Origin of the sequence: Paracoccus luteus (genome assembly GCF_004522155.1) — a bacterium.
Taxonomy (GTDB): domain Bacteria; phylum Pseudomonadota; class Alphaproteobacteria; order Rhodobacterales; family Rhodobacteraceae; genus Paracoccus; species Paracoccus luteus.
The window spans coordinates 60,979-84,121 of the sequence record NZ_SDEA01000003.1; the positions used below are offsets into that span (position 1 = coordinate 60,979).

Consider the following 23,143-nt stretch of genomic DNA (forward strand, 5'->3'; position numbering starts at 1 on the left):
CTGGACAGCGTGGCGCATCGCGCAGGATGCGGGATGCGCCCGCATGACGCCAGTTGAGGACAGCGCGCGGGGGCTGTCAACGGCCTGCGACGGCGCGCCGAGCGACAGGTCGCGCCCGCCGCGCGCCCCGCCGTTTACCCCATCGAGAAGCCCGCGCCCAGATAGACCTCGCGCACCTGGGGATCGGCCACGATCTCGGCCGTGGTGCCCGATTTCAGGACGTGCCCGTCGTGCAGGATGTAGGCGCGGTCCACGATCCCCAGCGTCTCGCGGACGTTGTGGTCGGTGATCAGCACCCCGATGCCGCGCGATTTCAGGTCGTGGACCAGCCCGCGGATCTCGCCCACGGCGATGGGGTCCACGCCGGCGAAGGGTTCGTCCAGCAGCAGGAACGCGGGGTCCGAGGCCAGGCAGCGCGCGATTTCCACCCGCCGCCGCTCGCCCCCCGACAGGGCAAGCGCGGGCGCGGCGCGCAGGTGCCCGATGGAAAAATCGCCCAGCAGCTCCTCCAGCCGGTCGCGGCGGCGGTGGCCCTGCGGCACCACCACCTCAAGCACGGCCATGATGTTCTGCTCGACCGTCAGGCCGCGGAAGATCGACATCTCCTGCGGCAGATAGCCGATGCCCATGCGGGCGCGGCGGTACATCGGCAGGCGGGTGGCGTCCTGCCCGTCGATCAGCACCTGCCCCGCGTCGGGCACGTTCAGCCCGGCGATGCAGTAAAAGCACGTCGTCTTGCCCGAACCGTTCGGGCCCAGCAGGGCCACCACCTCGCCCCGGTCCAGCGTCATCGACACGTCGCGGATCACGGGACGGTTGCGCCACGCCTTGCGCAGCTGCCGGACCGCAAGGCCCGGGCCGGGCGCGGGCGCGCCCATCAGTTCCCGCCGGGCTGCAGAACGCTGCGGACGCGCCCCTGCACCTGCGCGGTGCCGTCGGCCAGATTGACCAGCATCCGTTCCCCCGACAGGACGTTCCGGCCCTGCGTCATCACTACGTCGCCGGTCAGCGTCACGTTGCCGGTGGCGACGTCATAGACCGCCTCGGCCGCCTCGGCGGCGTCGGGGCCGTTGACCAGCGTGACCCCGCCGGTGGCGGTCAGGGACTGGATCTTCTGCTGGCCGCCCGCGGCATAGGTCACGGTGACCTTGTCCGCGCTCAGCCGCATCTCGCCCTGGCCGATCAGGACGTTGCCGGTGAACACCGCCTGCCCGCCGGACTGGTCCACGGTCAGCGTGTCGGCCGTCATCTCGACCGGGGCCGAGGTGTCGGCCCGGCTGCCGCCAAAGGCGACGGTCTGGGCCGCAAGCGGGCTGGCCAGCGCCAGCGCCACAGGCAGGGCGATAAGGGTGAAGACACGCTGCATGGGACGCCCCGGACCGGATCAGGGCTGGTATAGCAGACGCACGCCGCCGTTCAATTCAAGAACATGCGCGCCGTCCGGCCCGCGCGACAGGACCATGCCGCCCGCGCTCAGCCGGCCAAGGGGGGCCAACCCCTCGACCCGTCCGGGCGCGGTCAGCCGGTCGGCGTCGGTGTCGGCGGCCATGTCGGGCGTGGTCAGCACCCAGCCCGACGACAGCGTCATCCGCACCCCCTCGGCCAGCGCGATGCGGTCGCCGTCGATTCCGGCCGCGCCCGCCGTCACCGACGCCGCCAGCCCGTCAGGCGCGCGCCAGTCCAGCGTGACGTGGCTGGCGCTGCCCTCGTCGCCCGCAGGCGCGGCGCGGGCCGCGCGCAGCGTCAGGACCGCGCCGTCCGGGGTGACGCCGGCATAGTCGGGCGCGGTCATCCCGGGCTGGCGCGCCATCTCGTCGCCCGCGCCCTCGGCATAGGGGATGGCGTTTTCCGGGTCGGGCGAGCGGCCCAGCAGGAACAGCCCCGACAGGATCGCCAGCGCCGCCAGCGGCAGCAGCGCGCGCAGCCAGCGGATGACGCGCGAGCGGTCCATTCACACGATGCCGGCGCGCAGGCAGTCGTGGATGTGCAGGATGCCGGCGGGGCGGCCGTTGTCGGCGACCGCGAACAGGCAGGTGATCTTGCGGTCCTGCATCTGCGCCAGCGCGGTTTCGGCCAGCGCGCCCGGCGCGATGGTGCGCGGGCTGCGGGTCATCACCTCGGCCGCGCGGTGGTCCAGCAGGCCGTCCATGTGCCGCCGCAGGTCACCGTCGGTGATGATCCCGACCAGTCGCCCGTCCGCGCCCGTGACCCCGGTCACGCCGAAGCCCTTGGCGCTGATCGTCAGCAGCGCGTCGGCCATCGGCGCGTCCTCGTCCACCAGCGGCATGTCGGCGTGCATCAGCTCACCCACCTGCAGCAGCCGCGCGCCCAGCTTGCCGCCGGGGTGAAAGGTGCGGAAATGTTCCGGCGTGAACTTGCGGTGTTCCATCAGCGCCACCGCCAGCGCGTCGCCCAAGGCCAGCGTCATGGTGGTCGAGCTGGTCGGCACGATGCCGGTGCCGCACGCCTCCTCGGCCTGCGGCAGCAGCAGGGCCACGTCGGCCTGCCGCAGCAGTGTGGACCCCTCGCGCCCCGCGACCCCGATCAGCGGAATGGAAAACCGGCGGGTGTGGGCCACGATGTCGGCGATCTCGGGCGTCTCGCCGCTGTTGGACAGCACGATCACAACGTCGCCCGCCGTCACCATGCCCAGATCGCCGTGGCTGGCCTCGGCCGGGTGGACGAACTGCGCGGGCGTCCCGGTCGATGCGAGCGTCGCCGCGATCTTGCGCCCGACATGGCCCGACTTGCCCATCCCCGACACGACGACGCGCCCCGTGGCGTCCAGGATCAGCCGCATGGCGTCCACGAAGGGCTGGCCCAGGCTGGCTTCCAGCAGGGAAAGCGCCTCGGCCTCGGTGCGGATGACGCGGCGGGCGGTGGTCAGATAAGCGTCCATCACGGCCAACTAGTGATGGAAGATGTCGTTGTCATCGCCCCAGCCCAGCAGGTCCAGCCGGGCGCGGGTCGGCAGGAAATCGAAACAGGCCTGCGCCAGATCCGTCCGCCCCTCGCGCGCCAGCCGCCGCTCCAGTTCCGCCTTCAGCGGGTGCAGGTGCAGCACGTCGGACGCGGCATAGTCGCGCTGCGCGTCGGTCAGCACCTCGGCGCCCCAGTCGCTGGTCTGCTGCTGCTTGGACACGTCCACGCCGACCAGGTCGTTCAGCAGGTATTTCAGCCCGTGCCGGTCGGTGAAGGTGCGGATCATCTTGGACGCGATCTTGGTGCACCACACCGGCGCGGTCAGCACGCCGAACGCCTGATACAGCGCCGCGATGTCGAAGCGGCCGAAATGGAACAGCTTCAGCACGGCGGGATCGGCCAGCATCCGTTCCAGATTGGGCGCCGACCGCTGGCCCTTGCCGATCTGGACCAGATGCGCGTCCCCGTCGCCTGACGACAGCTGCACCAGGCACAGCCGGTCGCGGCGGGGGTCAAGGCCCATCGTCTCGGTGTCGATGGCGACGACGGGGCCAAGGTCCAGCCCGTCGGGCAAATCGTGCTGGTGCAGGTGGATGGTCATGCGCGATCCCTTCTGGTGTCGCGGCGATTTGCCCGGCCCGGCGGGTGGCGTCAATGGAAAGGCAGGGACGCCCCCCGCGGACCGCCCCCGCGGGATCAGCCCGTCCCGCTGCCCCCCGTCGCGGCATAGCATTCGCCGGTGATATAGCTGGCCTCGTCGCTGGCCAGCAGCACATAGATCGGCGCGATCTCGACCGGCTGGCCGGCACGGCCCAGCGGGCTGTCGGAGCCGAACTGCGGCAGATCCTTTTTGGGCTGGCCGCCCGACACCTGGATGGGCGTCCAGAACGGGCCCGGCGCGACGGCGTTCACGCGGATGCCGTCGGCGGCAAGCTGCTTGGCCAGCGCCTGCGCGAACGCCTTGTTCGCGGCCTTGGTCTGGGCATAGTCGAACAGCTCTTTCGACGGCGAATAGGCGTTCACCGACGAGGTGATGATGATCGACGCGCCCTTTTTCAGATGCGGCAGCACCTGCTGGGTGATCCAGAAATGGGCATAGATGTTGGTCTTCATCGTGTCGTCGAACTGCTTTGACGTGATGTCGGCGATGGATTTCTGCGCCTGCTGCATCCCGGCGTTCAGGACCAGCACCTCAAGCCCGCCAAGCTGTTTCACCGCGTCGTCGGCGACCTTGCGGGCCGCGTCCTCGACGCTGAGGTCGGCGGGCAGGGCGACTGCCTTGCGGCCCTCGGCCTCGATCAGTCTGACCACGGTCCGGGCGTCGGATTCGTCGTTGGGGTGATAGGCGATGGCGACGTCCGCGCCCTCGCGCGCGAAGGCAATGGCAGTGGCGCGGCCGATGCCGCTGTCGCCGCCCGTCACCAGTGCCCGCTTGCCCGCCAGCCGGTCGCGGCCCTTATAGCTTTCCTCGCCGTGGTCGGGCTGCGGGTCCATCTTTTCGGCCAGCCCCGGCCAGGACTGCTGCTTGTCGGAATAGGGGTTCAGCGGCAGGTCGGGGTTTTCGATCGCACCCGAGCGGTGGGGCGGCAGAACCGGATCGGTCTTGTCTTTGGACATCGCGTAAGCATCCTTTCGCAAGATGTTGTGGCGGTCAGCGCAGCGCCTGCCGTCGGGCCAGCGCGGCCGGGGACCAGTGGTCGGCCGCGCGGTAATAGGCATCCGACGCAGGCACGCCATCGGGCAGGATCACCCACGGGCGGCGCGTGCCGACATAGATGTGAATCGCGGGGGGCAACGCGCCGGGATCGTCCAGCGTTCCCGTCCGCAGGAACGCCATCTTGCGCCCCGCCCCGGCATAGTGGCTGAGGATGGTGCAGCCGCACTGCGCGCACTGGACCAGCACCTGCCCCTTGCCCGAGGCGGTCGGCACCTCGCGCTCGCGCAGCGGGCCGTCGATGACGACCCGGTCGGTCTCGATCAGCGCGTTCACGGCGAATGCGCTGCCGGTTTCGCGCTGGCACCAGCTGCAATGGCAGCACTGGACGAACAGCGGCGCGTCGGTCAGCTGATACGTGACCGCCCCGCAGATGCAATGTCCGTTCATGGTTGTCCCCCCCTTTGGTTCCAGGGGCGACGGTGGCGCGGCGGGGGTGGCGGGGCAAGCCCTTGCGTGCGCCGTGGCCGGGGTCAGCGCGGCAGGGCGGCGACCAGTTCGGCGAAATGCTCGCCGCGTTTTTCAAAGTTGGGATACTGGTCGAAACTGGCCGCCGCCGGGGCCAGCAGGACAGTGTCGCCCGGCTGCGCCTCGGCCGCCGCGCGGGCGACCGCCGCGTCCATCGTGTCCACGACCTCGTGCGGGGTCGCGCCAAGCTGCAGCGCGAAATCGCGGGCGGAATGGCCGATCAGATAGGCCTTGGCGACGCGCCCCAGATGCGGGGCCAGCGCGGCGATGCCGCCGTCCTTGCCTAGGCCCCCCGCGATCCAGCGGATGTTGTCAAAGGCCAGCAGCGCCTTGGCCGCCGCATCGACGTTGGTGGCCTTGCTGTCGTTGACCCAGCGCACGCCGCCGATGGTGGCCAGCGTCTGGCTGCGGTGGGGCAGGCCGGCAAAGCCGTGGAACGCGGCCTCGATCTCGCGCGGGGCAAGGCCCACGGCGCGGCAGGCGGCATAGGCGGCGCAGGCGTTCTGGTGGTTGTGCGCGCCGGGCAGGCCCGCGATCCCGCGCAGGTCGATGGACGCGACCTGCCGCCCCTTGCGCCATTCGGCCAGATACCCCTTGCGGGCCGACACCGCCCAGCCAAAGCCGTCGAGCTTCGCATCGACGGAAATGCGGATCACACGGTCGTCCTGCGGCCCCTGCCCCAGCTGGTTGGCAAGGTAACGCCCCTCGGCCTCGTCCACGCCGACCACGCAGCGGTCCGGCCCGCCCTCGGCGAACAGCCGCCGCTTGGCCGCGAAATAGCCGCCCATGCCGCCGTGGCGATCCATGTGGTCGGGCGACAGGTTGGTGAAGACGGCCACGTCCGGGGTCAGGGCGCGGGCAAGGTCGGTCTGATAGCTGGACAGTTCCAGCACCACGACCTCGCCGTCCTCGGGCGGGTCCAGCGACAGGACGCCGGTGCCGATGTTGCCGCCCATCTGCGCGGGGCGGCCCGCCGATTGCAGGACGTGGTGGATCAGCGCCGTGGTGGTCGATTTCCCGTTCGACCCGGTGACGCAGATCACGCGGGGGGGCGTGTCCATGCGTTCCCAGTCGGGCGTCGCAAAGCTGCGGAAGAACAGCCCGATGTCGTTGTCCACCGGCACGCCCCGCGCCATCGCCTGCGCGATGGCCGGATGCGGCGCGGGATACAGATGCGGGATGCCGGGCGAGGTGATGAGCGCGTCGATCCGGTCCGCCCAGCCCGCGTCGCGGGTCAGGTCCACGACCGCCAGCCCCTCGGTTTCCGCCTGCGCCCGCGTCTCGGCGCTGTCGTCCCAGGCGACGACGCGCGCGCCGCCCGCCGCCAGCGCGGCGGCGGTGGCCCGGCCCGACCGGCCGAGGCCGAGGACGGCGATGGTCTGGTTGGCGACGCCTTGCACGGGGATCATCGGCGGCTCCTCAGGGTCCAAGGCAGCGGATCAGGCTACCGTCGGGGTCGATGATGGGAAACATCCGCAGGTCGTCGGCGACCCGCGTGATGCCCTGCGGGCCGTTCAGGTCCAGCGCCGCGATCTCGCGGTGCAGCGCGTCCAGATCGTCGGTGCGGATGCAGGCGCTGAACCAGCTTGCCTTGGGGTCAAGCCCGGGGTGGGGAAAGAACTCGATCGCCGCGCCGTCGCGTTCAAGGATCATCCAGCCCTCGTCCCGCCAGCGCCGCACGAACCCCAGCCGGGCATAGAACGCCTCGGTCGCGTCAAAGCTGCGGCTTGGCAGGTTGGGCGTGGTGACGAGCGCGGGCACGGCTCACCTCAGCTTGAGCGTGGACAGCCCGATCAGCGCCAGGATGATGGCGATGATCCAGAAGCGGATGACGATGGTCGGCTCGGCCCAGCCCTTCTTTTCGAAATGGTGGTGGATCGGGGCCATCAGGAACACGCGCTTGCCGGTGCGCTTGAAATACAGCACCTGGATGATGACGCTCAGCGCCTCGACCACGAACAGGCCGCCGACGATGGCCAGCACGATCTCGTGCTTGACGCAGACGGCGATGGCCCCGAGCGCCCCGCCCAGCGCAAGGCTGCCGGTGTCGCCCATGAACACGGCGGCGGGCGGCGCGTTATACCACAGGAACCCCAGCCCGCCCCCGATCAGCGCGGCGGTAAAGACCACGATCTCGCCCGTGCCGGGGACGAAGTGGACGCCGAGATAGTTGGCGAAATTGGCGTTGCCGACCAGATACGAGATCACGCCGAAGGTGCCCGCGGCGATCATCACCGGGCCGATGGCCAGCCCGTCCAGCCCGTCGGTCAGGTTGACCGCGTTGGCCGCCCCCACGATGACCAGCATCGCGAAGGGAACGAACACGATCCCCAGCCCGATCAGCGCGTTCTTGAAGAACGGCAGCGCAAGCTGGCCCGACAGCCCCTCGGGGTGCAGCCAGGCGGCGGCAAGGCCCGCCAGCGCGCCCACGATCAGGCCGATCCCCATGCGGACCCGCCCCGACAGGCCCGCGTGATGCTGTTTGGTGACCTTGGCATAATCGTCGGCGAACCCGATGGCGGCAAAGGCCGCCGTCACCAGCAGCACGATCCAGATATAGCCGTTGTCCAGCCGCGCCCACAGCAGCGTGGACACGAACAGCGCCGACAGGATCAGCAGCCCCCCCATGGTCGGCGTGCCGGCCTTGACGAAATGCGTCTGCGGGCCGTCGTCGCGGATCGGCTGGCCCTTTTTCTGCTTGAGCCGCAGCCAGTTGATCAGCGGCCGCCCGAAGATGAAGCCGAAGATCAGCGCCGTGAAAAAGGCCGCCCCCGCCCGGAAGGTGATATAGCGGAACAGGTTGAACACGCCGCCGCCATCCGAAAGCGTGGTGAGCCAGTAAAGCATCCGTCAGTCCCGTTCTTGCGCCGCAGGGGGCGGCGTCTGGCGCGATTTGCGGATCGCGTCAACCACGCGGGCGACCTGCGATCCCTTGGACCCCTTGACGAAGACCAGATCCCCGTCGGCGACCAGATCGTCCAGCCGGGCGATCAGCGCCGCGGCGTCGGGCGCCCAGATCCCGCGTTTTTCCGCAGGCAGCGCGTCGTGCAGGTGCCGCATCCGCGGCCCGCAGCTGTGGACCACGGCGACGCCCGCCATCGCCGGATCGTCGGCCATCCCGGCGTGCAGGGCGTTTTCGTCCGGCCCCAGTTCCAGCATGTCGCCCAGGATCGCCACACGCCGCCCCGGCGGCAGGCGGTCCAGCGTCGCCAGCCCCGCCGACAGGCTGGTCGGGTTGGCGTTATAGCTGTCGTCCAGCAGCGTGAGGCCGCGCAGCCGTTCGACCGCGCCCCGCCCCTGATAGGGCCGCCAGCCGGCCAGCCCGCGCGCCGCCGTGGGCAGGTCCGCGCCCAGCCGGGCGATGGCGGCCAGCACGCCGACCGCGTTCATGGTGAAATGCGCCCCGGCGGTCGCCAGCGTGGCGGCGACCGTCTCGCCCAGGACGCGGGCGCTCAGCGCGGTGTGGCCCGTGGCGTCCACGCTGGCCGACAGGGGTTTCGCCATGCCGTCGCGGCCAAAGCCCACGACGACCGCGCCCGCGGCGTCGGCGGCCGCGCGCAGGATCGGCGTCACCGGCAGATCCTCGGGGATGATGGCCGCGCCCATCGGCTCCAGCCCGGCGAAGATCGCGGCCTTTTCGCGGGCGATGCCGTCGAGGCTGCCGAACGCCTCCATATGGGCGGGGGCGACGGTGGTGATCAGGGCGACATGGGGGCGGGCCATGCGCGACAGCGGCTCGATCTCGCCGGGGTGGTTCATCCCCAGTTCAACGATCGCCCAGTCGGTGTCGGCGGGCATCCGGGCCAGCGTCAGGGGGACGCCCCAGTGGTTGTTCAGGCTGGCCTCGGCGGCGTGGACGCGGCCCTGCCCGGCAAGCGCGGCGGCGGCCATGTCCTTGGTCGAGGTCTTGCCGACCGATCCGGTGATCGCCAGCACCCGCGCCCGCGTGCGCGCCCGGCCCGCGCGGCCCAGCGCCTCAAGCGCCGCAAAGACGTCGGGCACGACCAGCAGCGGCGCGTCGGGCGCGACCCCTTCGGGGATGCGGCTGACCAGCGCGGCGGCCGCGCCCTTGTCCAGCGCCTGCGCCACGAAATCATGGCCGTCGCGCGCATCGGTCAGCGCAATGAACAGATCACCGGGCCGGATCGTGCGGCTGTCGATGGAAATGCCGTCCGCGGCCCAGTCGGCGGTCGCCCGCCCCCCGGTCGCGGCGGCCGCGTCGGCCGCGGTCCACAGGGTCATATCATGCCATCCAGTGCTGCGACGGCGACCGAGGCCTGCTCGGCGTCGTCAAAGGGGAACACGTCGCTGCCGACGATCTGCCCGGTTTCGTGCCCCTTGCCCGCGATCAGCAGCGCGTCGCCGGGGCCCAGCGCATCGACGCCGCGCAGGATCGCCTCGGCCCGGTCGCCGACCTCGGTCGCGTCGGGGCCTGCGCCCGCCATCACCTCGGCGCGGATCGCGGCGGGGTCTTCGCTGCGGGGGTTGTCGTCGGTGACATAGACGACGTCGGCGTGCTGCGCCGCCGCCTGCCCCATCAGCGGGCGCTTGCCCCGGTCGCGGTCGCCGCCCGCGCCGATCACGACGACGATGCGGCCCATGACATGCGGGCGCAGCGATTGCAGCGCGGCGGTCACGGCGCCGGGCTTGTGGGCGTAATCCACGAACACCGCCGCGCCGTTCCCGCGCACGGCGGCCAGTTCCATCCGGCCGCGCACGGTGGCAAGGCCGGGCAGCGCATCGACGACGCGCTGCGGCTCGGCCCCGGTGGCGATGACGAGGGCGGCGGCGGCCAGCACGTTTTCCGCCTGAAAGCCGCCGATCAGGTCCAGCCGGACCAGATGCGCCTGCCCGTTCAGGGCAAAGCGCAGCTCCTGCCCGGTGGAATCATACCGCTGCGCGAGGATGCGCAGGTCGGCCGTCTCGCCCCGGCCGATGGTCACCAGATGCAGGTCGCGGTCGCGGGCGACCTGCGCCATCTGCACACCCCGCGGGTCGTCGGTGTTAACGACGGCAAAGCTGCCGGGTTCCAGGATGTGGGTGAACAGCAGCGCCTTGGCGGCGAAATAGCTGTCGAAATCCTTGTGATAATCCAGGTGGTCCTGGCTGAAGTTGGTGAACGCCCCGGCGGCGACCCGCACCCCGTCCAGCCGGCGCTGGTCCAGCCCGTGGGACGACGCCTCCATCGCCGCGTGGGTCACGCCCGCCGCCGCGGCCTCGGCCAGCACCCGGTGCAGGGTCAGCGGGTCCGGCGTCGTGTGCGCCAGCCGCGCCTGAAAGTCGCCCTCGACCCCCATCGTGCCAAGGCTGATCGCCTTGTGTCCCAGCGCCTGCCACAGCTGCCGGGTAAAGCTTGCGACCGAGGTCTTGCCCGAGGTGCCGGTGACCGCGACCACCGTGCCGGGCTGGGCGTCGAACCACAGCGCCGCCGCGCCCGCCAGCGCGGCGCGCGCATCCTCGGCCACGACGACCGCCACGCCTGCACCGGCCAGCGCGTCGGCGGCGATGGCTGCCCCCGCGCGGTCGGTCAGCACGGCCGCCGCGCCCTGACGCAGCGCAAACGGGATGAACTCGGCCCCGTGGACGGCCGATCCGGGCAGGGCCGCGAACAGGTGGCCGTCGCGCACCTGCCGCGAATCCAGCGATATGCCCGTGATCTGCGGATCGCGCCCGTCGCGCGCCTGCAGGCCAAGCCGGTTCAGCTCCTTGCCGTCGCCTGTCACCCTGTCCCCCCGCCCTCAGTTGGACACGAGCTTTAGGGCATCCGCCGGGCGGGGCGCAATCTCGGGCAGGGTCACGTTGTCGGGGCGAAGGCCCAGCATCGGCGACAGCCGCTGGACCAGGGCTGCCGCGACCGGGGCCGCCGTGGCGCCCGCCGTGCGCATCTCGCCCCCGCCGGCCGAGGCGACCGAGGGTTCGTCCAGCGACACCACCAGCACATAGACGGGCTTGTCCGACGGATACATGGCCGCGAACGTGGACACGTTCTTGCTGGCGTAATAGCCGCCGCCGGGGCGCGGCTTGTCGGCGGTGCCGGTCTTGCCGCCGACGGCATAGCCCGCGACCTCGGCCTGGCGGGCGGTGCCGCGCGTCACGACCTGACGCAGAAGGTCGCGCGCCGCCTTGGCCGCGCCGGGCGACAGCACCTGTTCGCCCGCCGGGTGTTCCTTGCGATGCACCAGCGTCGGGCGCACCCGGCGGCCGTCGTTGGCGATGGTCGCATAGGCCGCCGCAAGGTGCAGGGGGCTGGCCGCCAGCCCGTGGCCGAATGCGACCGTCGCCGCCGTGACGGCGGGCCAGCGCGTGGGCACCAGCGGCTTGCCGGTCGGCCCCTCGGACATCTCGACCGGGGTCGGCTCGAACAGGCCCAGATCCTTCAGGAACTGCTGCTGGCGTTCGGCGCCCAGCATCTGCGCGATCCGCACCGTGCCCACGTTCGACGACTTGACGATGATGTCGGCCACCGACAGCTGGCCGCCATAGTTGTGAAAATCGTGGATCAGATACTTGCCGATCTTCATCGGCGAGGATGCGTTGATCATCGTGTTGGCGTTGATCAGCTTTTCGTCGATGGCCTGCGCCACCGGAAAGATCTTGAAGGTCGAGCCGAGTTCGTATTGCCCCTGCACCGCGCGGTTGAACAGCGGGCTGTCGGACGGATCGCCCTTGAGCAGCGGCCGCGGCCTGTTGTTGGGGTCAAAGTCGGGCAGGCTGGCCATCGCCACGATCTCGCCGGTCGCCACCTCCATCAGGATGCCGGTCGCGCCCTTGGCCTTCATGACCTTCATGCCGTTGCCCAGCACCTCCTCCATCGCGGCCTGCGCGGTCAGGTCGATGGACAGCGCCAGCGGCGCGCCGGCGTTGGCGGGATCGCGCAGCCAGTTGTCGAAGGCCTTTTCAACGCCCGCCATGCCCAGCACCTCGGCGCTGGCGACGCCTTCGTTGCCGAACTGCGACCCGCCGAGGATATGGCTGGCCAGGCGGCCGTTGGGGTAAAGCCGCATCTCGCGCGGGCCAAAGACAAGACCCGGCTCGCCGATGTCATGGACGGCTTGCATCTGTTCGGGGGACAGCTTTTTCTTGACCCAGACGAACTTGCGGCTGCCGGTCAGGTCGGCGGTCAGGCGCTCGGCGTTCAGGTCGGGGAATATCTTCGCCAGCTCGCGCGCGGCGCGGGCCGGATCGACCAGATCGCGGGGATGGGCGTAAAGCGCATGGGTGGACAGGTTGGTGGCCAGAACGCGGCCGCGCCGGTCCACGATGTCGGCGCGCTGCGAGATGATCTGCGCGCCCGAGGCCAGCGCGCGGGGTTCCGACGGCTGGCTGTGGGCCAGCGCGCCCATGCGGAACCCGACCAGCGCGAAGGCCAGCACAAAGCTGCCCACGATCACCTTCAGCCGGGTTTCGGCCCGCCGGCGGGCGCGGTCCTGGATGTCGGCGTGACGCTGGGCGCGCAGTTCCGCCTCGATCTCGTCGGGGTTCTGGCCGGTTTCGCGGGCGCGCAGGATGCGGGCCAGCGGGCGCAGGGGCGTGCGGATCATGCGGTCACTCCTCGGGCAGCGGGGCGGAAGGGGGGGCAGACGTGGGACCGCCCGCGACCCACGCGGGCCGTGCCCGCGGCCCGCCGGGATAGGCCGCAGCGGGCGGGGGGCCGGGTTCGCCCAGTTCGGGGTCCGGGGGCACGGGCGCGTCGGGGGCGGGGTAATCGACGTTGGCGGCGGTGCCGAACTGACCGGCGGCGACCGGCACCAGCCGCAGCCGGTCGAAGTTCAGGTCCACCAGCTCGCGCAGGCGGTCGGGCCGGTTCAGATAGGCCCATTCGGCGCGCAGAACGCCCAGATCGTCGCGCAGGCCCGCGATCTCGTTCTGGACCGACTGCATCCGGTCGATCTGGCTTTGGGTGCGGTAATTCTCGCGATAGACCCAGAACGCCAGCCCCATCACGACCAGCGCGGCCATCAGATACATCACCGACCGCATCACGCGCCCCCGGGCAGGATGGGCTGCGCCAGCGCCGCGCCCTCGACCGGGCGGGCCGGGGCGTCGGTGCGGATCGCCACGCGCAACAGCGCCGACCGGGCGCGCGGGTTGGCGGCCAGTTCGGCGTCGTCGGGGCCGACGGCGCGGCGGAACGGCAGGGTGAAGGCGGGGGCGTCCTGCACCACCTGCGGGGCATGGCGGCTGCCGCCGCCTGCGGCATTGGCGCGCGCCTGCATGAAGCGCTTGACGATGCGGTCTTCCAGCGAATGAAAGCTGACGACCGCCAGCCTGCCGCCGGGTTTCAGCGCGCGTTCCGCGGCGGCAAGCCCGGCGACAAGCTGGCCGAACTCGTCGTTGACCCAGATGCGGATCGCCTGAAAGGCGCGGGTGGCGGGATGGCTTTGGCCCGGTTTCGGCCGGGGCAGCTGCGCCGACACGATCGCCGCCAGTTCCCCCGTGCGCGACAGCGGCCGCCCGGCCACGATGGCGCGGGCGATCCGGCGGGCGGCGCGTTCCTCGCCGTAATGATACAGCACGTCGGCGATGGTCGCATCGTCCGCGTTGTTCAGCAGGTCGGCCGCCGACGGCACGTCGCCGCCCATCCGCATATCCAGCGGTCCGTCGCGCAGGAAGGAAAAGCCGCGCTCGGGCTGGTCAAGCTGCATCGAGCTGACGCCCAGGTCCAGCACCACGCCGTCCAGCGGCTCGCCCGCAAGCGTGTCCAGGTCGGAAAACGTGCCCGGCACCAGCCGCAGCCGGTCGCCCTGCGCGCCGGCCCAGCCCGCCGCCATCGCCAGCACGGCGGGATCGCGGTCGATCCCGATCACGCGGTCGGCACCCGCGTCCAGCAGGCCGCGCGCATAGCCGCCGGCGCCAAAGGTGCCATCGGCCCAGACGCCGGTCACCGGGGCGACCGCCGCCAGCAGCGGGCGCAGCAGGACGGGGACATGCGGGGCGTCCACGGCTCAGCCCCCGGCCGTCTTGGCCGCAGGCGGCAGCGGCGGCAGCAGCGCGCGCGGGTCGAACCCCGGCTCGAAGCTGGCGACCAGCGCCTCGACCTCGTCGCCCTCGGCCTCGGCATAGGTTTCGGGACGCCAGACCTTGAGATAGTCGCCCGACGCGATGAAGAACGCGCGCTCGTCCAGCCCGATCTTTTCGCGCAGCTTCTGCGGCAGGACCAGGCGCCCGTCGGGGTCGATCTCGGCCTCTTCGGCGCTGCCGTGCATGATCGATTCCAGCAGCCGCCGCTCGGGCGAGCCGCGCTGCATCAGGTCGATCTGGGCGTCGATTTCATGAATGGCGTCAATGGTGTAGAGTTCCAGGTGCCGCCAGTCGTCGCGGCCATAGACGATGACCAGTTGCGGGCGCCTGTTGGGTTCCCAGTCGGGGTCGCAGGTCTCGAACACGCGGCGGAACTTGGCCGGGATCGAGACGCGCCCCTTGGCGTCCACCTTGACCTCGTCCGAGCCTCTGAACCTGCGCGCCAAGCCCGCATCCCTTCCACTGTCCCTGCCCCAGAACGGGAAAGGGCGGATCGGGCCGCTGCCACTGCCCGATCCGCCGCCCTCGTCCCATCTCTGGGCCCCGAAGTTTCGGGGATCGCCCGTGTTCGTCGCGCCACCTGGGGGAAGGTGCTGCTCGCGCGCGACCGGGTCGCATTGCGGATGGCGGGTGCCTGTATGAAGCCTGCCTTGGCCGGGGTCTTGGTCGCCCCTTCACTGCCCGTCTTCCGTGTCACAGGGGATGCCACGGGAAATCATGGGAAGCAACGGGTTTCTGCACGGTGCCGTCCGATGCTTCACGCCACCTCACGCGAACGAGAGGCGAACATTCCGCAGAGCGGAAAGCGGCCAGAGAGTGGTTGGGTTTGGCAACCTTCGCGACGCTATATATTGCGGTCGGCGTGATGTTGCACAATGGACCCACGGTGCCGGGAATGGTGCGGGAGGGTCGCGCGCAGCGGGCTATACGGTTTGCGGCGACGTGACTCACACCCCCTCACGCGGCGGTGATTCCCGCAGGCTAAAGGGGCCAGCCGGGCCTCGCCCGGCTTTCCCGTATATTCCCGGAAACGCGCGCGCTCAGGCCACGCCGCCGCTGATCAGGCGATCCGCAAGACGGCGATAGGCGTCCGCGACCGGGCCGCGCCCGGCCGCCACGGGCCGTCCCGAATCGCCGCCGGTGCGCACCGACAGATCCAGCGGCACTTCGCCCAGAAAGGGCAGCCCGCGCGCCTGCGCCTCGGCCGCGACGCCGCCGTGGCCGAACAGATGCGCCTCGTGCCCGCAGTTGGGGCAGACATAGGTGGACATGTTCTCGACCAGCCCCAGAACCGGAGTCTTGAGCTTGTCGAACATGTCGATGGCGCGGCGCGCGTCGATCAGCGCCACGTCCTGCGGGGTGGACACGATGATCGCCCCGGTGACGGGGGCCTTCTGGCACAGGCTCAGCTGCACGTCGCCGGTGCCGGGCGGCAGGTCCACCAGCAGCACGTCCAGCGTGCCCCATTCGACCTGGTTCAGCATCTGCTGCAGCGCGCCCATCAGCATGGGTCCACGCCAGACGACGGCCTCGCCTTCCTTCATCATCAGGCCCAGCGACATCATGGTGACGCCGTGGGCGGTCACGGGAATGATCCGGTCGCCCTCGCTGCGGGGCCGTTCGGTGACGCCCAGCATCCGCGGCTGGCTGGGCCCATAGATGTCGGCGTCCAGCACGCCGACGCGCCGCCCGGCCTGGGCCAGCGCCACGGCAAGGTTGGTGGTCAGCGTGGACTTGCCGACCCCGCCTTTGCCCGAACCGATGGCGACGATGCGCGCCACGCCGGGGATCGCCTCGGGGCCGGCCTGCGGGGTCGGATGCCGCCCGATCTTGAGGCTGGGGGGCGCGCCTGCGCCGCTTTGCGCGGCGACGGGGGGCGCCTTGCCGGCGGGGGCGGTGGTCACGATCTGCACCCGCGCGACGCCGGGCAGGTCGCGCAGCCGCCGCTCGGCCTCGGCGCGGGCGGGTTCCAGCGCCTTGGCATAGGTGGCGTCCGGCGCCTCCAGAACAAAGCGGACATCGTCCGCGCCGATCTGCAACGCGCGGACAAGATCCGCCTCGACCATCGACCGCCCACCCGGAACGATGATGCGGCCCAGTGCCGCCAGGACGGCTTCGCGATCTACACTCATCTGGCTTGGCCTCATGCGCTGGGTTCGGGTCCGGCCCTGTATAATGCGCCGCTGCGCCGACCGACAGCCCGCCAGCGCACCCCGCGTGACGCGGCGAAATGCGGGTCAGCCCAAAAATACCTTGCGTCACGAGCATAACTAAGGGAACTTTATTGGCACATGTGGCCAAAGAGTCATCGATCAGGGCTTATTTAGGGCAATCGCGACGATGTGTAATGCGCCCAGCGCATAGCTGCTGCGCGCTATTGGTGATTGTGCATCCGCAGCATTTGGCCCATCTTGCTGTCAAGGAACGACGCCGACCTCCTCCCCGGCCAAGTTCCTTGCTCGCGGCGCCCCTCTCCTCCTCCCTGGGGTGACGCTGTTGCGGCGGCGACCCCTCTCCTCCTCCCCGGGGTCGCCGCTCCCTTCCCCGCCGGGGTCATGGCGGGGGCAGTTACGGCGGTCCCTCCTCCTCCCCAGGACCGATCGTTCGCGGTGGCGGCCCCTCCTCCTCCCAGGCGGCCACCGCACCCCATACGCGGCCCTCCTCCTCCCCGGGCCAGCGTTGCGCGGCGGCGCCCCTCCTCCTCCCTGGGCGCCGCCGCTTTTCATTCCGGCACATGGCGACTAGGCACGGGGCATGTTGTCCTATCAGCACGCGTATCACGCCGGGAACCTGGCCGACCTGCACAAGCATGCCTTGCTGGCGACCGCGCTGTCGCGCCTTGCCGCCAAGGACAAGCCGTTCACCTATCTGGAAACCCACGCGGGGCGCGGGCTTTACGACCTGGGATCGGCGCAGGCCGCCCGCACGGGCGAGGCCGCCGCCGGCATCGCCCGCGCCCTGGACGAGGGGTGGCTGCCGGCCGGCCATCCGCTGCTGTCGGCGCTGGCCGCGGTGCGGGCGGCGCACGGTCCCGACGCCTATCCCGGATCGCCCCTGATCGCGCGGCATTTCCTGCGCCCCGTCGACGCGGCGCATCTTGCCGAACTGCACCCGGCGGAACATGCGGTGCTGGCGTCCGTCGCGGGCTTTGCCCATCTGCACTACAGCGACGGGTTCCAGATGGCGAACGCCCTGATCCCGCCCACGCCCCGGCGCGGGCTGCTGCTGATCGACCCCAGTTACGAGATCAAGGCGGATCTGGCTCGTCTGCCCGGCATCGTGGCCCGGCTGGCGCGCAAGTGGAACGTGGGGGTGATCGCGCTGTGGTATCCGGTGCTGCCCGACGCCCGCCACGCGGGCATGGTCGCGCAGCTGACCGCCGACCACCCGCAGGCGCTGCTGTCGCAGGTCGGCTTTCCCCCGGCGCGGCCGGGTCACGGGATGGTCGGGTCGGGGATGTTGGTCATCAACCCGCCCTTTGGCCTGGCCGACGAGGCGCAAAGGCTCGCCGCCGTTTTCGCACGGCTGCGTTGACCCGCCCGCCGCCCGCGCGACTTGCGGGGCTGGTCCGCCGGCGGTAAACGCGGGCCGAGCAAAAGGAAAAACCCATGTCGATTACCGAAGCCGAGGCCCGCAAGGTCGCGCATCTGGCCCGGATCGCGGTCGCGGACGACGCCCTGCCGGCGCTGGCCGCCGAACTGAACGGCATCCTGCATTTCATGGAACAGCTGAACGAGGTCGACGTCGACGGCATCGAGCCGATGACCGGCGTCGAACGCATGCGGCTGAAACGGCGCGAGGATATCGTGACCGACGGCGCGATGCAGGACCGCATCCTGAAGAACGCGCCCGACGCGCGCGAAGGATTCTTTGCCGTGCCGAAGGTGGTGGAATGACCCTGAACGCCCTGACCATTGCCGAGGCCCGCGACCGCCTGCGCGCCCGCGACATCAGCGCCGCCGAGCTGGCCGACGCCTGCCTGACCGCCGTCGAAGGCGCCGGCGCGCTGAATGCGTTCGTCCATCAGACGCCCGACATCGCACGCGCACAGGCCGCCGCCGCCGATACGCGGCTGGCGGCGGGCGATGCGCCTGCGATGTGCGGCATTCCGGTCGGCATCAAGGATCTGTTCTGCACCCGTGGCGTGCCGTCCCAGGCCGCCAGCTGGATCCTGCAAGGCTTCCTGCCCGAATACGAATCGACCGTGACGCAGAACCTGTTCGACGCCGGCGCGGTGATGCTGGGCAAGCTGAACATGGACGAGTTTGCGATGGGCTCGTCGAACGAGACCAGCGCCTACGGCGACGCAGTGAATCCGTGGAAGGTGGACGACCGGCAGCTGACGCCCGGCGGGTCGTCCGGCGGGTCGGCCGCGGCCGTCGCCGGCGACCTGTGCCTTGCCGCGACCGGCACCGATACCGGCGGCTCGATCCGCCAGCCCGCCGCTTTCACGGGAATCGTGGGGCTGAAGCCGACCTATGGCCGCGTCAGCCGCTGGGGCACCATCGCTTTCGCCTCGTCGCTGGACCAGGCCGGGCCGATGACCCGGACCGTGCGGGACGCCGCGATCATGCTGGGCGCGATGGCCTCGGTCGATCCCCGTGATTCGACCTCGGCCGACCGGCCCGTGCCCGACTACGAATCCGCGCTGACCGGCGACATCCGTGGCAAGCGCATCGGCATCCCCCGCGAATACCGCATGGACGGCATGCCGGCCGAGATCGACGCGCTGTGGCAACATGGCGCGGACATGCTGCGCGACGCGGGCGCCGAAATCGTGGACATCTCGCTGCCGCACACGAAATACGCGTTGCCCGCCTATTACGTCATCGCCCCGGCCGAGGCGTCCTCGAACCTCGCGCGTTATGACGGCGTGCGCTATGGCCACCGCGCCAGCCTGTCGGCCGGCGACGGCATCACCGAGCTTTACGAAAAAACCCGCGCCGAAGGCTTCGGACCCGAGGTGCAGCGCCGCGTGATGATCGGCACCTATGTGCTGTCGGCGGGCTTTTACGACGCCTATTACAACCGCGCCCGCAAGGTGCGCGCGCTGATCAAGCGCGACTTCGACCGCGCCTTCGCCGACGGGATCGACACGATCCTGACGCCCGCCACCCCTTCGGCCGCGTTCGCGCTGGGTTCGATGGACGCCGCCGACCCGGTCGAGATGTATCTCAACGACGTGTTCACCGTGACCGTGAACCTCGCCGGGCTGCCCGGCCTGTCGGTGCCGGTGGGGCTGGACGCGCAGGGCCTGCCCCTCGGGCTGCAACTGATCGGCCGCCCTTGGGACGAGGGCGACCTGCTGAACCACGGGCTTGTTCTGGAAAAGGCGGCGGGATTTGTCGCCAAGCCCGCCCGCTGGTGGTAAGACCAAGTTGACAACGCGCGAGGCAACCATGCGGACCCTATTCCTGATCCCCATTCTCGCGCTTGCCGCATGTTCGGGCGAAAACAGCGGCTGGAACCCGAATTATCAGGCCAAGGCCACCCCCTATGGCGACTATCTGCGCCAGCGCGAACTGGCGCTGACGGGCACGCGCGCCGAACCGCCGCGCGTCATCCCCGTCGCGCTGCCCGTCAAGGCCCCCACACCCGAACAGATCGCCGGCCCGTCCCCCGTGCGCATCCTGGAACAGGCGACGACGCCGCGCCGCGCGCAGGCCGCGCCGGTGCGGGTCCAGCCCGCGCCGGTCCACAACCGTGCCCCCGCCGTCGACCCGCGGCTGACGCCGCCGCCGGCTGTCCTGACCCCGACCCCGTTGCGTCGCTCGCGCACGATCAGCACCGCGCCCGGCCGCGCCGTCGCGCCGCTGTCCCAGACAGCCCTGCTCGACGCCTATGCCTCAAGCTCGCGCCACACGCCCGGCACCGTCGTCTGGCCGCGCGCCAACCCGCGGCCGACGGGCCTCGCCTGCTCGGGCTATGCCTCGGCCGCGTCCGCGCAGACGGCCTTCCTGAACAGCGGCGGCCCCGGAACCGACCGGCTGGGCCTTGATCCCGACGGCGACGGCTATGCCTGCGGCTGGAACCCCGCGCCCTATCGGCAGACCGCCCGCTAAGCCGCTGCGGGCCGTTGCATGACCCTGCCTTCGCCGAACCACGGCCCCCGCCGGGGCACGCAGGCGCCCGACCTGATCGTGCTGCACTATACCGGCATGGCTGACGCTGCATCGGCGCGCGACCGCCTGTGCGACCCCGCGGCGCAGGTGTCGGCCCACTGGCTTATCCACGAAAACGGCCGCGCCGAGCCGCTGGTCCCCGAGGATCGCCGCGCCTGGCATGCCGGGGACGGATCGTGGCGGGGGCGCGCTGACGTGAACTCGCACAGCATCGGGATCGAGATCGCGAACCCCGGCGACCGCCCCTTTCCCGCGCCCCAGATGGCCGCGCTGGAACGGCTGCTGGCCGGGATCATGGCCCGCTGGCACGTCTTGCCCGCAGGCGTCATCGCCCATTCCGACATGGCGCCCGACCGCAAGATCGACCCCGGCCCGCGCTTCGACTGGCGCCGGCTGGGGCTTGCGGGACTGGCGCTGTGGGCCGACGACCCCGGCGCGGGCGACGGCCCGCCGCTTGCCGCCTCGCTTGACCGCATCGGCTATCCCGCCGCAGCCGCCGCAGACCGTCTGCGCGCCTTCCGCCTGCGGTTCCGGCCCTGGGCCTGCGGCGCCGAATCGCCCGCCGACCGCCGCGTCGCCGCCGAATTGGCCGAAAGGACACCGCCATGCTGATCTACAAGGTTCTGCGTCCCGCCGAATGGGCTGATCTGCGGGCCGCCGGCACCTCGGCCGGCGCGCCCGTGGACCGGCAGGACGGCTTTGTCCATTTCTCGACCGCCGAGCAGTTGCCGGTCACCCTCCGCCGCCATTTCGCGGGCGAAGCGGGCCTGATCCTTCTGGCCTGCGATGCGGACGCCCTCGGGGCCGACCTGCGGTGGGAGCCTTCGCGCGGCGGCGCGCTGTTCCCGCACCTTTACCGCCCCCTGCGGCTTTCCGACGTCCTGTGGTCGCGCGACCTGCCCCTGACCGCCGCAGGCCACCTGACCGGAGAGTTGTCGTGACCCTGATCGAACGCGCGGGCCTTGCCGTGCTGCACCGGATCGACCCGGAACGCGCGCACGACCTGTCGCTGCGCGCGCTGGCGGCCGGCATCGTGCCGCTGCCGGGCCGGCCCTTCAGCACGCCGCGCATCGCCACGAACCTTGCGGGTCTGTCGCTGCCGAACCCGGTCGGCCTCGCCGCCGGTTACGACAAGAACGCCGTGGCCCTGCGCGCCCTGACCCGCGCCGGCTTCGGCTTTGTCGAGGCGGGTGCGGCCACCCCCCTGCCGCAGCCCGGCAACCCGCGCCCCCGGCTGTTCCGTCTGACCGGGGATCGGGCCATCATCAACCGCTTCGGCTTCAACAACGACGGCATCGACAGCATCGCCGCCCGGCTGGCGGCCCGCCCGCGCGGCTCGGTTCCGGTCGGGCTGAACATCGGCGCGAACAAGGACAGCGGCGACCGCGCCGCCGATTTCGCCCGCGTCGCCGAACAGGCGGCCCCGGTCGCCGACTTCCTGACGATCAACGTCAGCTCGCCCAACACCGAAAAGCTGCGCGACCTTCAGGGCGCGCGGGCGCTGGCCGCGCTGATCGCGGGCGTGGTGGCGGCGCGCGAGGCGTCCGGCGCCCACCCGCCCGTTTTCGTCAAGATCGCCCCCGACCTGGACGACGCCGCGCTGGCCGAACTGGCCGCCGTGCTGCGCGACAGCGGCATCGACGGCGCCATCGCCACCAACACCACGCTGTCGCGCCGCGGCCTGACGTCGCGCCATGCCGCGGAAACCGGGGGCCTGTCCGGCGCGCCGCTGTTCGACCTGTCCACCCGCCAGCTTGCGCGGCTGTATCGCCTGACCGGCGGCCGCCTGCCGATCATCGGCGTGGGCGGCATCGGCTCGGCCGAACAGGCGTGGGACAAGATCGCGGCCGGGGCGACGGCCATCCAGATCTACAGCGCGCTGATCTATCAGGGGTTTTCGCTTGCCGACCGGATTGCCCGCGCTTTCGATGCCCGGCTTGCCGAAAAGGGCATCGACCGCCTCGCCGACCTCACCGGCAGCGAAGCCGACCGCTGGGCGCGCTAGAACACGTCGTCCAGCCCCAGCAGCTGATTCATCACGTCCGACGGCGCCTCGCAGCCCGCATCCCCGATGATGCGCGCGGGAACGCCCGCGACGGTCTTGCACGGCGGCACCTCGGCCAGCACCACCGACCCCGCGGCGATCCGGCTGTGATGGCCGACGCTGATGTTGCCCAGCACCTTGGCGCCGGCCCCGATCATCACCCCGTCGCCGATCTTGGGATGGCGGTCGCCGTCCTCCTTGCCGGTCCCGCCCAGGGTCACAGAGTGCAGCATCGACACGTCGTTGCCCACCACCGCCGTTTCACCGATCACGATGGAATGGGCGTGGTCGATCATCACCCCAGTTCCGATCCGGGCGGCCGGGTGGATGTCCACGCCGAACACCTCGGAACAGCGCATCTGCACGAAATACGCCATGTCCCGCCGGCCGTTGTTCCACAGCCAGTGCCCCACGCGATAGGCCTGCAGCGCCTGGAACCCCTTGAAGAACAGCATCGGCTGCATCAGCCGGTGGCACGCGGGGTCGCGCTCGAACACCGCCTCAAGGTCGCGGCGGGCGGCCTCGGCCAGATGCGGCTCGCGCAGGTGGGCATGGTCGGCGATCTCGCGCAGGATCTGCTCGGACATCTCGCCGGATGCCAGCTTCAGCGAAAAGCGGTATCCCAGCGCCGCCTGGAACGTCGGGTGATGCAGCAGCCCGGCATGGATCAGCGCGCCCAGCAGCGGCTCGTCCTGGACGGCGCGGCTGGCCTCGTCGCGGATGCGGTCCCACAGCGGCCCGTGCCCGGCCGCGGCGATCCGCTCCAAGTCACCCTGTCCATCCATCGCCGCACCTCTCGTCATGGGCGATCATATTAGGCCAGGATCGTGGCGGCGAAAAGCCACCGCCGCC

At 71.0% G+C, this 23,143-nt stretch carries 25 protein-coding genes; 7 read left to right on the plus strand and 18 right to left on the minus strand.

Annotation, left to right across the window (positions count from 1 at the left end):
• Positions 1–134: 134 nt before the first annotated feature.
• From lptB to EPA64_RS05250, 17 genes are all read right to left on the minus strand, one after another.
• Positions 135–878, minus strand: coding sequence for an LPS export ABC transporter ATP-binding protein (lptB, locus tag EPA64_RS05170; protein ID WP_134725194.1), 744 nt, complete (start codon positions 876–878; stop codon positions 135–137).
• On the minus strand, positions 878–1,366 hold the full coding sequence (lptA, locus tag EPA64_RS05175; RefSeq protein WP_134725195.1) for a lipopolysaccharide transport periplasmic protein LptA: 489 nt from the start codon (positions 1,364–1,366) through the stop codon (positions 878–880). The genes lptB and lptA overlap by 1 nt, the downstream gene beginning before the upstream one ends.
• Before the next feature lie 18 nt (positions 1,367–1,384).
• Positions 1,385–1,951: a hypothetical protein gene (locus EPA64_RS05180; protein WP_134725196.1), complete on the minus strand. Its 567-nt coding sequence runs from the start codon at positions 1,949–1,951 to the stop codon at positions 1,385–1,387.
• The gene (locus EPA64_RS05185) at positions 1,952–2,899 is read right to left on the minus strand and encodes a KpsF/GutQ family sugar-phosphate isomerase (RefSeq protein ID WP_134725197.1); all 948 of its coding nucleotides are present in this window, start codon (positions 2,897–2,899) and stop codon (positions 1,952–1,954) included. It abuts the gene before it with no gap.
• A gap of 9 nt (positions 2,900–2,908) precedes the next feature.
• Entirely contained in the window at positions 2,909–3,523 is a 615-nt protein-coding gene (locus EPA64_RS05190) for a ribonuclease D (protein WP_134725198.1), read from the minus strand.
• Between the two features lie 95 nt (positions 3,524–3,618).
• Entirely contained in the window at positions 3,619–4,539 is a 921-nt protein-coding gene (locus tag EPA64_RS05195; protein ID WP_181953499.1) for an SDR family oxidoreductase, read from the minus strand.
• Between the two features lie 34 nt (positions 4,540–4,573).
• Positions 4,574–5,026 (minus strand): GFA family protein, encoded by a 453-nt coding sequence (locus EPA64_RS05200; RefSeq protein WP_134725200.1) that lies wholly within the window; start codon positions 5,024–5,026, stop codon positions 4,574–4,576.
• An 83-nt stretch (positions 5,027–5,109) separates the two neighbouring features.
• A complete protein-coding gene (murD, locus tag EPA64_RS05205; protein WP_134725201.1) occupies positions 5,110–6,513 on the minus strand; it encodes a UDP-N-acetylmuramoyl-L-alanine--D-glutamate ligase in 1,404 nt (467 codons plus the stop codon).
• 10 nt (positions 6,514–6,523) lie between these two features.
• Positions 6,524–6,865 carry a VOC family protein gene (locus EPA64_RS05210; protein ID WP_134725202.1) on the minus strand — a complete coding sequence of 114 codons (342 nt, stop codon included), beginning with the start codon at positions 6,863–6,865 and terminating at the stop codon, positions 6,524–6,526.
• A gap of 3 nt (positions 6,866–6,868) precedes the next feature.
• The gene (mraY, locus tag EPA64_RS05215) at positions 6,869–7,951 is read right to left on the minus strand and encodes a phospho-N-acetylmuramoyl-pentapeptide-transferase (RefSeq protein WP_134725203.1); all 1,083 of its coding nucleotides are present in this window, start codon (positions 7,949–7,951) and stop codon (positions 6,869–6,871) included.
• 3 nt (positions 7,952–7,954) lie between these two features.
• Entirely contained in the window at positions 7,955–9,346 is a 1,392-nt protein-coding gene (locus EPA64_RS05220; protein WP_134725204.1) for a UDP-N-acetylmuramoyl-tripeptide--D-alanyl-D-alanine ligase, read from the minus strand.
• On the minus strand, positions 9,343–10,827 hold the full coding sequence (locus EPA64_RS05225) for a UDP-N-acetylmuramoyl-L-alanyl-D-glutamate--2,6-diaminopimelate ligase (protein ID WP_167626593.1): 1,485 nt from the start codon (positions 10,825–10,827) through the stop codon (positions 9,343–9,345). The genes EPA64_RS05220 and EPA64_RS05225 overlap by 4 nt, the downstream gene beginning before the upstream one ends.
• A gap of 15 nt (positions 10,828–10,842) precedes the next feature.
• Positions 10,843–12,645 (minus strand): peptidoglycan D,D-transpeptidase FtsI family protein, encoded by a 1,803-nt coding sequence (locus tag EPA64_RS05230; protein WP_134725205.1) that lies wholly within the window; start codon positions 12,643–12,645, stop codon positions 10,843–10,845.
• A 4-nt stretch (positions 12,646–12,649) separates the two neighbouring features.
• A complete protein-coding gene (gene ftsL / locus EPA64_RS16390) occupies positions 12,650–13,084 on the minus strand; it encodes a cell division protein FtsL (RefSeq protein WP_181953500.1) in 435 nt (144 codons plus the stop codon).
• Positions 13,084–14,046: a 16S rRNA (cytosine(1402)-N(4))-methyltransferase RsmH gene (gene rsmH / locus EPA64_RS05240; RefSeq protein WP_134725206.1), complete on the minus strand. Its 963-nt coding sequence runs from the start codon at positions 14,044–14,046 to the stop codon at positions 13,084–13,086. The genes ftsL and rsmH overlap by 1 nt, the downstream gene beginning before the upstream one ends.
• A gap of 3 nt (positions 14,047–14,049) precedes the next feature.
• Positions 14,050–14,571 (minus strand): division/cell wall cluster transcriptional repressor MraZ, encoded by a 522-nt coding sequence (gene mraZ, locus EPA64_RS05245; protein ID WP_134725207.1) that lies wholly within the window; start codon positions 14,569–14,571, stop codon positions 14,050–14,052.
• Between the two features lie 594 nt (positions 14,572–15,165).
• Complete coding sequence (locus EPA64_RS05250; RefSeq protein WP_134725208.1) at positions 15,166–16,257, minus strand: Mrp/NBP35 family ATP-binding protein; 1,092 nt, start codon at positions 16,255–16,257, stop codon at positions 15,166–15,168.
• A 622-nt stretch (positions 16,258–16,879) separates the two neighbouring features.
• Between EPA64_RS05250 and rlmJ the strand changes: the two genes are divergently transcribed.
• The 7 genes from rlmJ (at position 16,880) to EPA64_RS05285 (ending at position 22,252) form a co-directional block, all read left to right on the plus strand.
• Entirely contained in the window at positions 16,880–17,659 is a 780-nt protein-coding gene (gene rlmJ / locus EPA64_RS05255) for a 23S rRNA (adenine(2030)-N(6))-methyltransferase RlmJ (RefSeq protein ID WP_134725209.1), read from the plus strand.
• 74 nt (positions 17,660–17,733) lie between these two features.
• Positions 17,734–18,021 carry an Asp-tRNA(Asn)/Glu-tRNA(Gln) amidotransferase subunit GatC gene (gene gatC, locus EPA64_RS05260; RefSeq protein WP_134725210.1) on the plus strand — a complete coding sequence of 96 codons (288 nt, stop codon included), beginning with the start codon at positions 17,734–17,736 and terminating at the stop codon, positions 18,019–18,021.
• Entirely contained in the window at positions 18,018–19,496 is a 1,479-nt protein-coding gene (gene gatA / locus EPA64_RS05265; RefSeq protein WP_134725211.1) for an Asp-tRNA(Asn)/Glu-tRNA(Gln) amidotransferase subunit GatA, read from the plus strand. Before gatC ends, gatA begins: the two co-directional genes overlap by 4 nt.
• A 28-nt stretch (positions 19,497–19,524) precedes the next feature.
• On the plus strand, positions 19,525–20,187 hold the full coding sequence (locus tag EPA64_RS05270) for a hypothetical protein (protein WP_134725212.1): 663 nt from the start codon (positions 19,525–19,527) through the stop codon (positions 20,185–20,187).
• A gap of 18 nt (positions 20,188–20,205) precedes the next feature.
• On the plus strand, positions 20,206–20,859 hold the full coding sequence (locus EPA64_RS05275) for an N-acetylmuramoyl-L-alanine amidase (protein ID WP_134725213.1): 654 nt from the start codon (positions 20,206–20,208) through the stop codon (positions 20,857–20,859).
• Positions 20,853–21,188: a DUF952 domain-containing protein gene (locus EPA64_RS05280; protein ID WP_134725214.1), complete on the plus strand. Its 336-nt coding sequence runs from the start codon at positions 20,853–20,855 to the stop codon at positions 21,186–21,188. Before EPA64_RS05275 ends, EPA64_RS05280 begins: the two co-directional genes overlap by 7 nt.
• Positions 21,185–22,252, plus strand: a complete 1,068-nt coding sequence (locus tag EPA64_RS05285; protein ID WP_134725215.1) for a quinone-dependent dihydroorotate dehydrogenase — start codon at positions 21,185–21,187, stop codon at positions 22,250–22,252. The genes EPA64_RS05280 and EPA64_RS05285 overlap by 4 nt, the downstream gene beginning before the upstream one ends.
• Here EPA64_RS05285 and cysE read toward each other — a convergent pair.
• The gene (cysE, locus tag EPA64_RS05290; protein WP_134725467.1) at positions 22,249–23,076 is read right to left on the minus strand and encodes a serine O-acetyltransferase; all 828 of its coding nucleotides are present in this window, start codon (positions 23,074–23,076) and stop codon (positions 22,249–22,251) included. The two genes, EPA64_RS05285 and cysE, sit on opposite strands and share 4 nt — an antisense overlap.
• Positions 23,077–23,143: the final 67 nt, after the last annotated feature.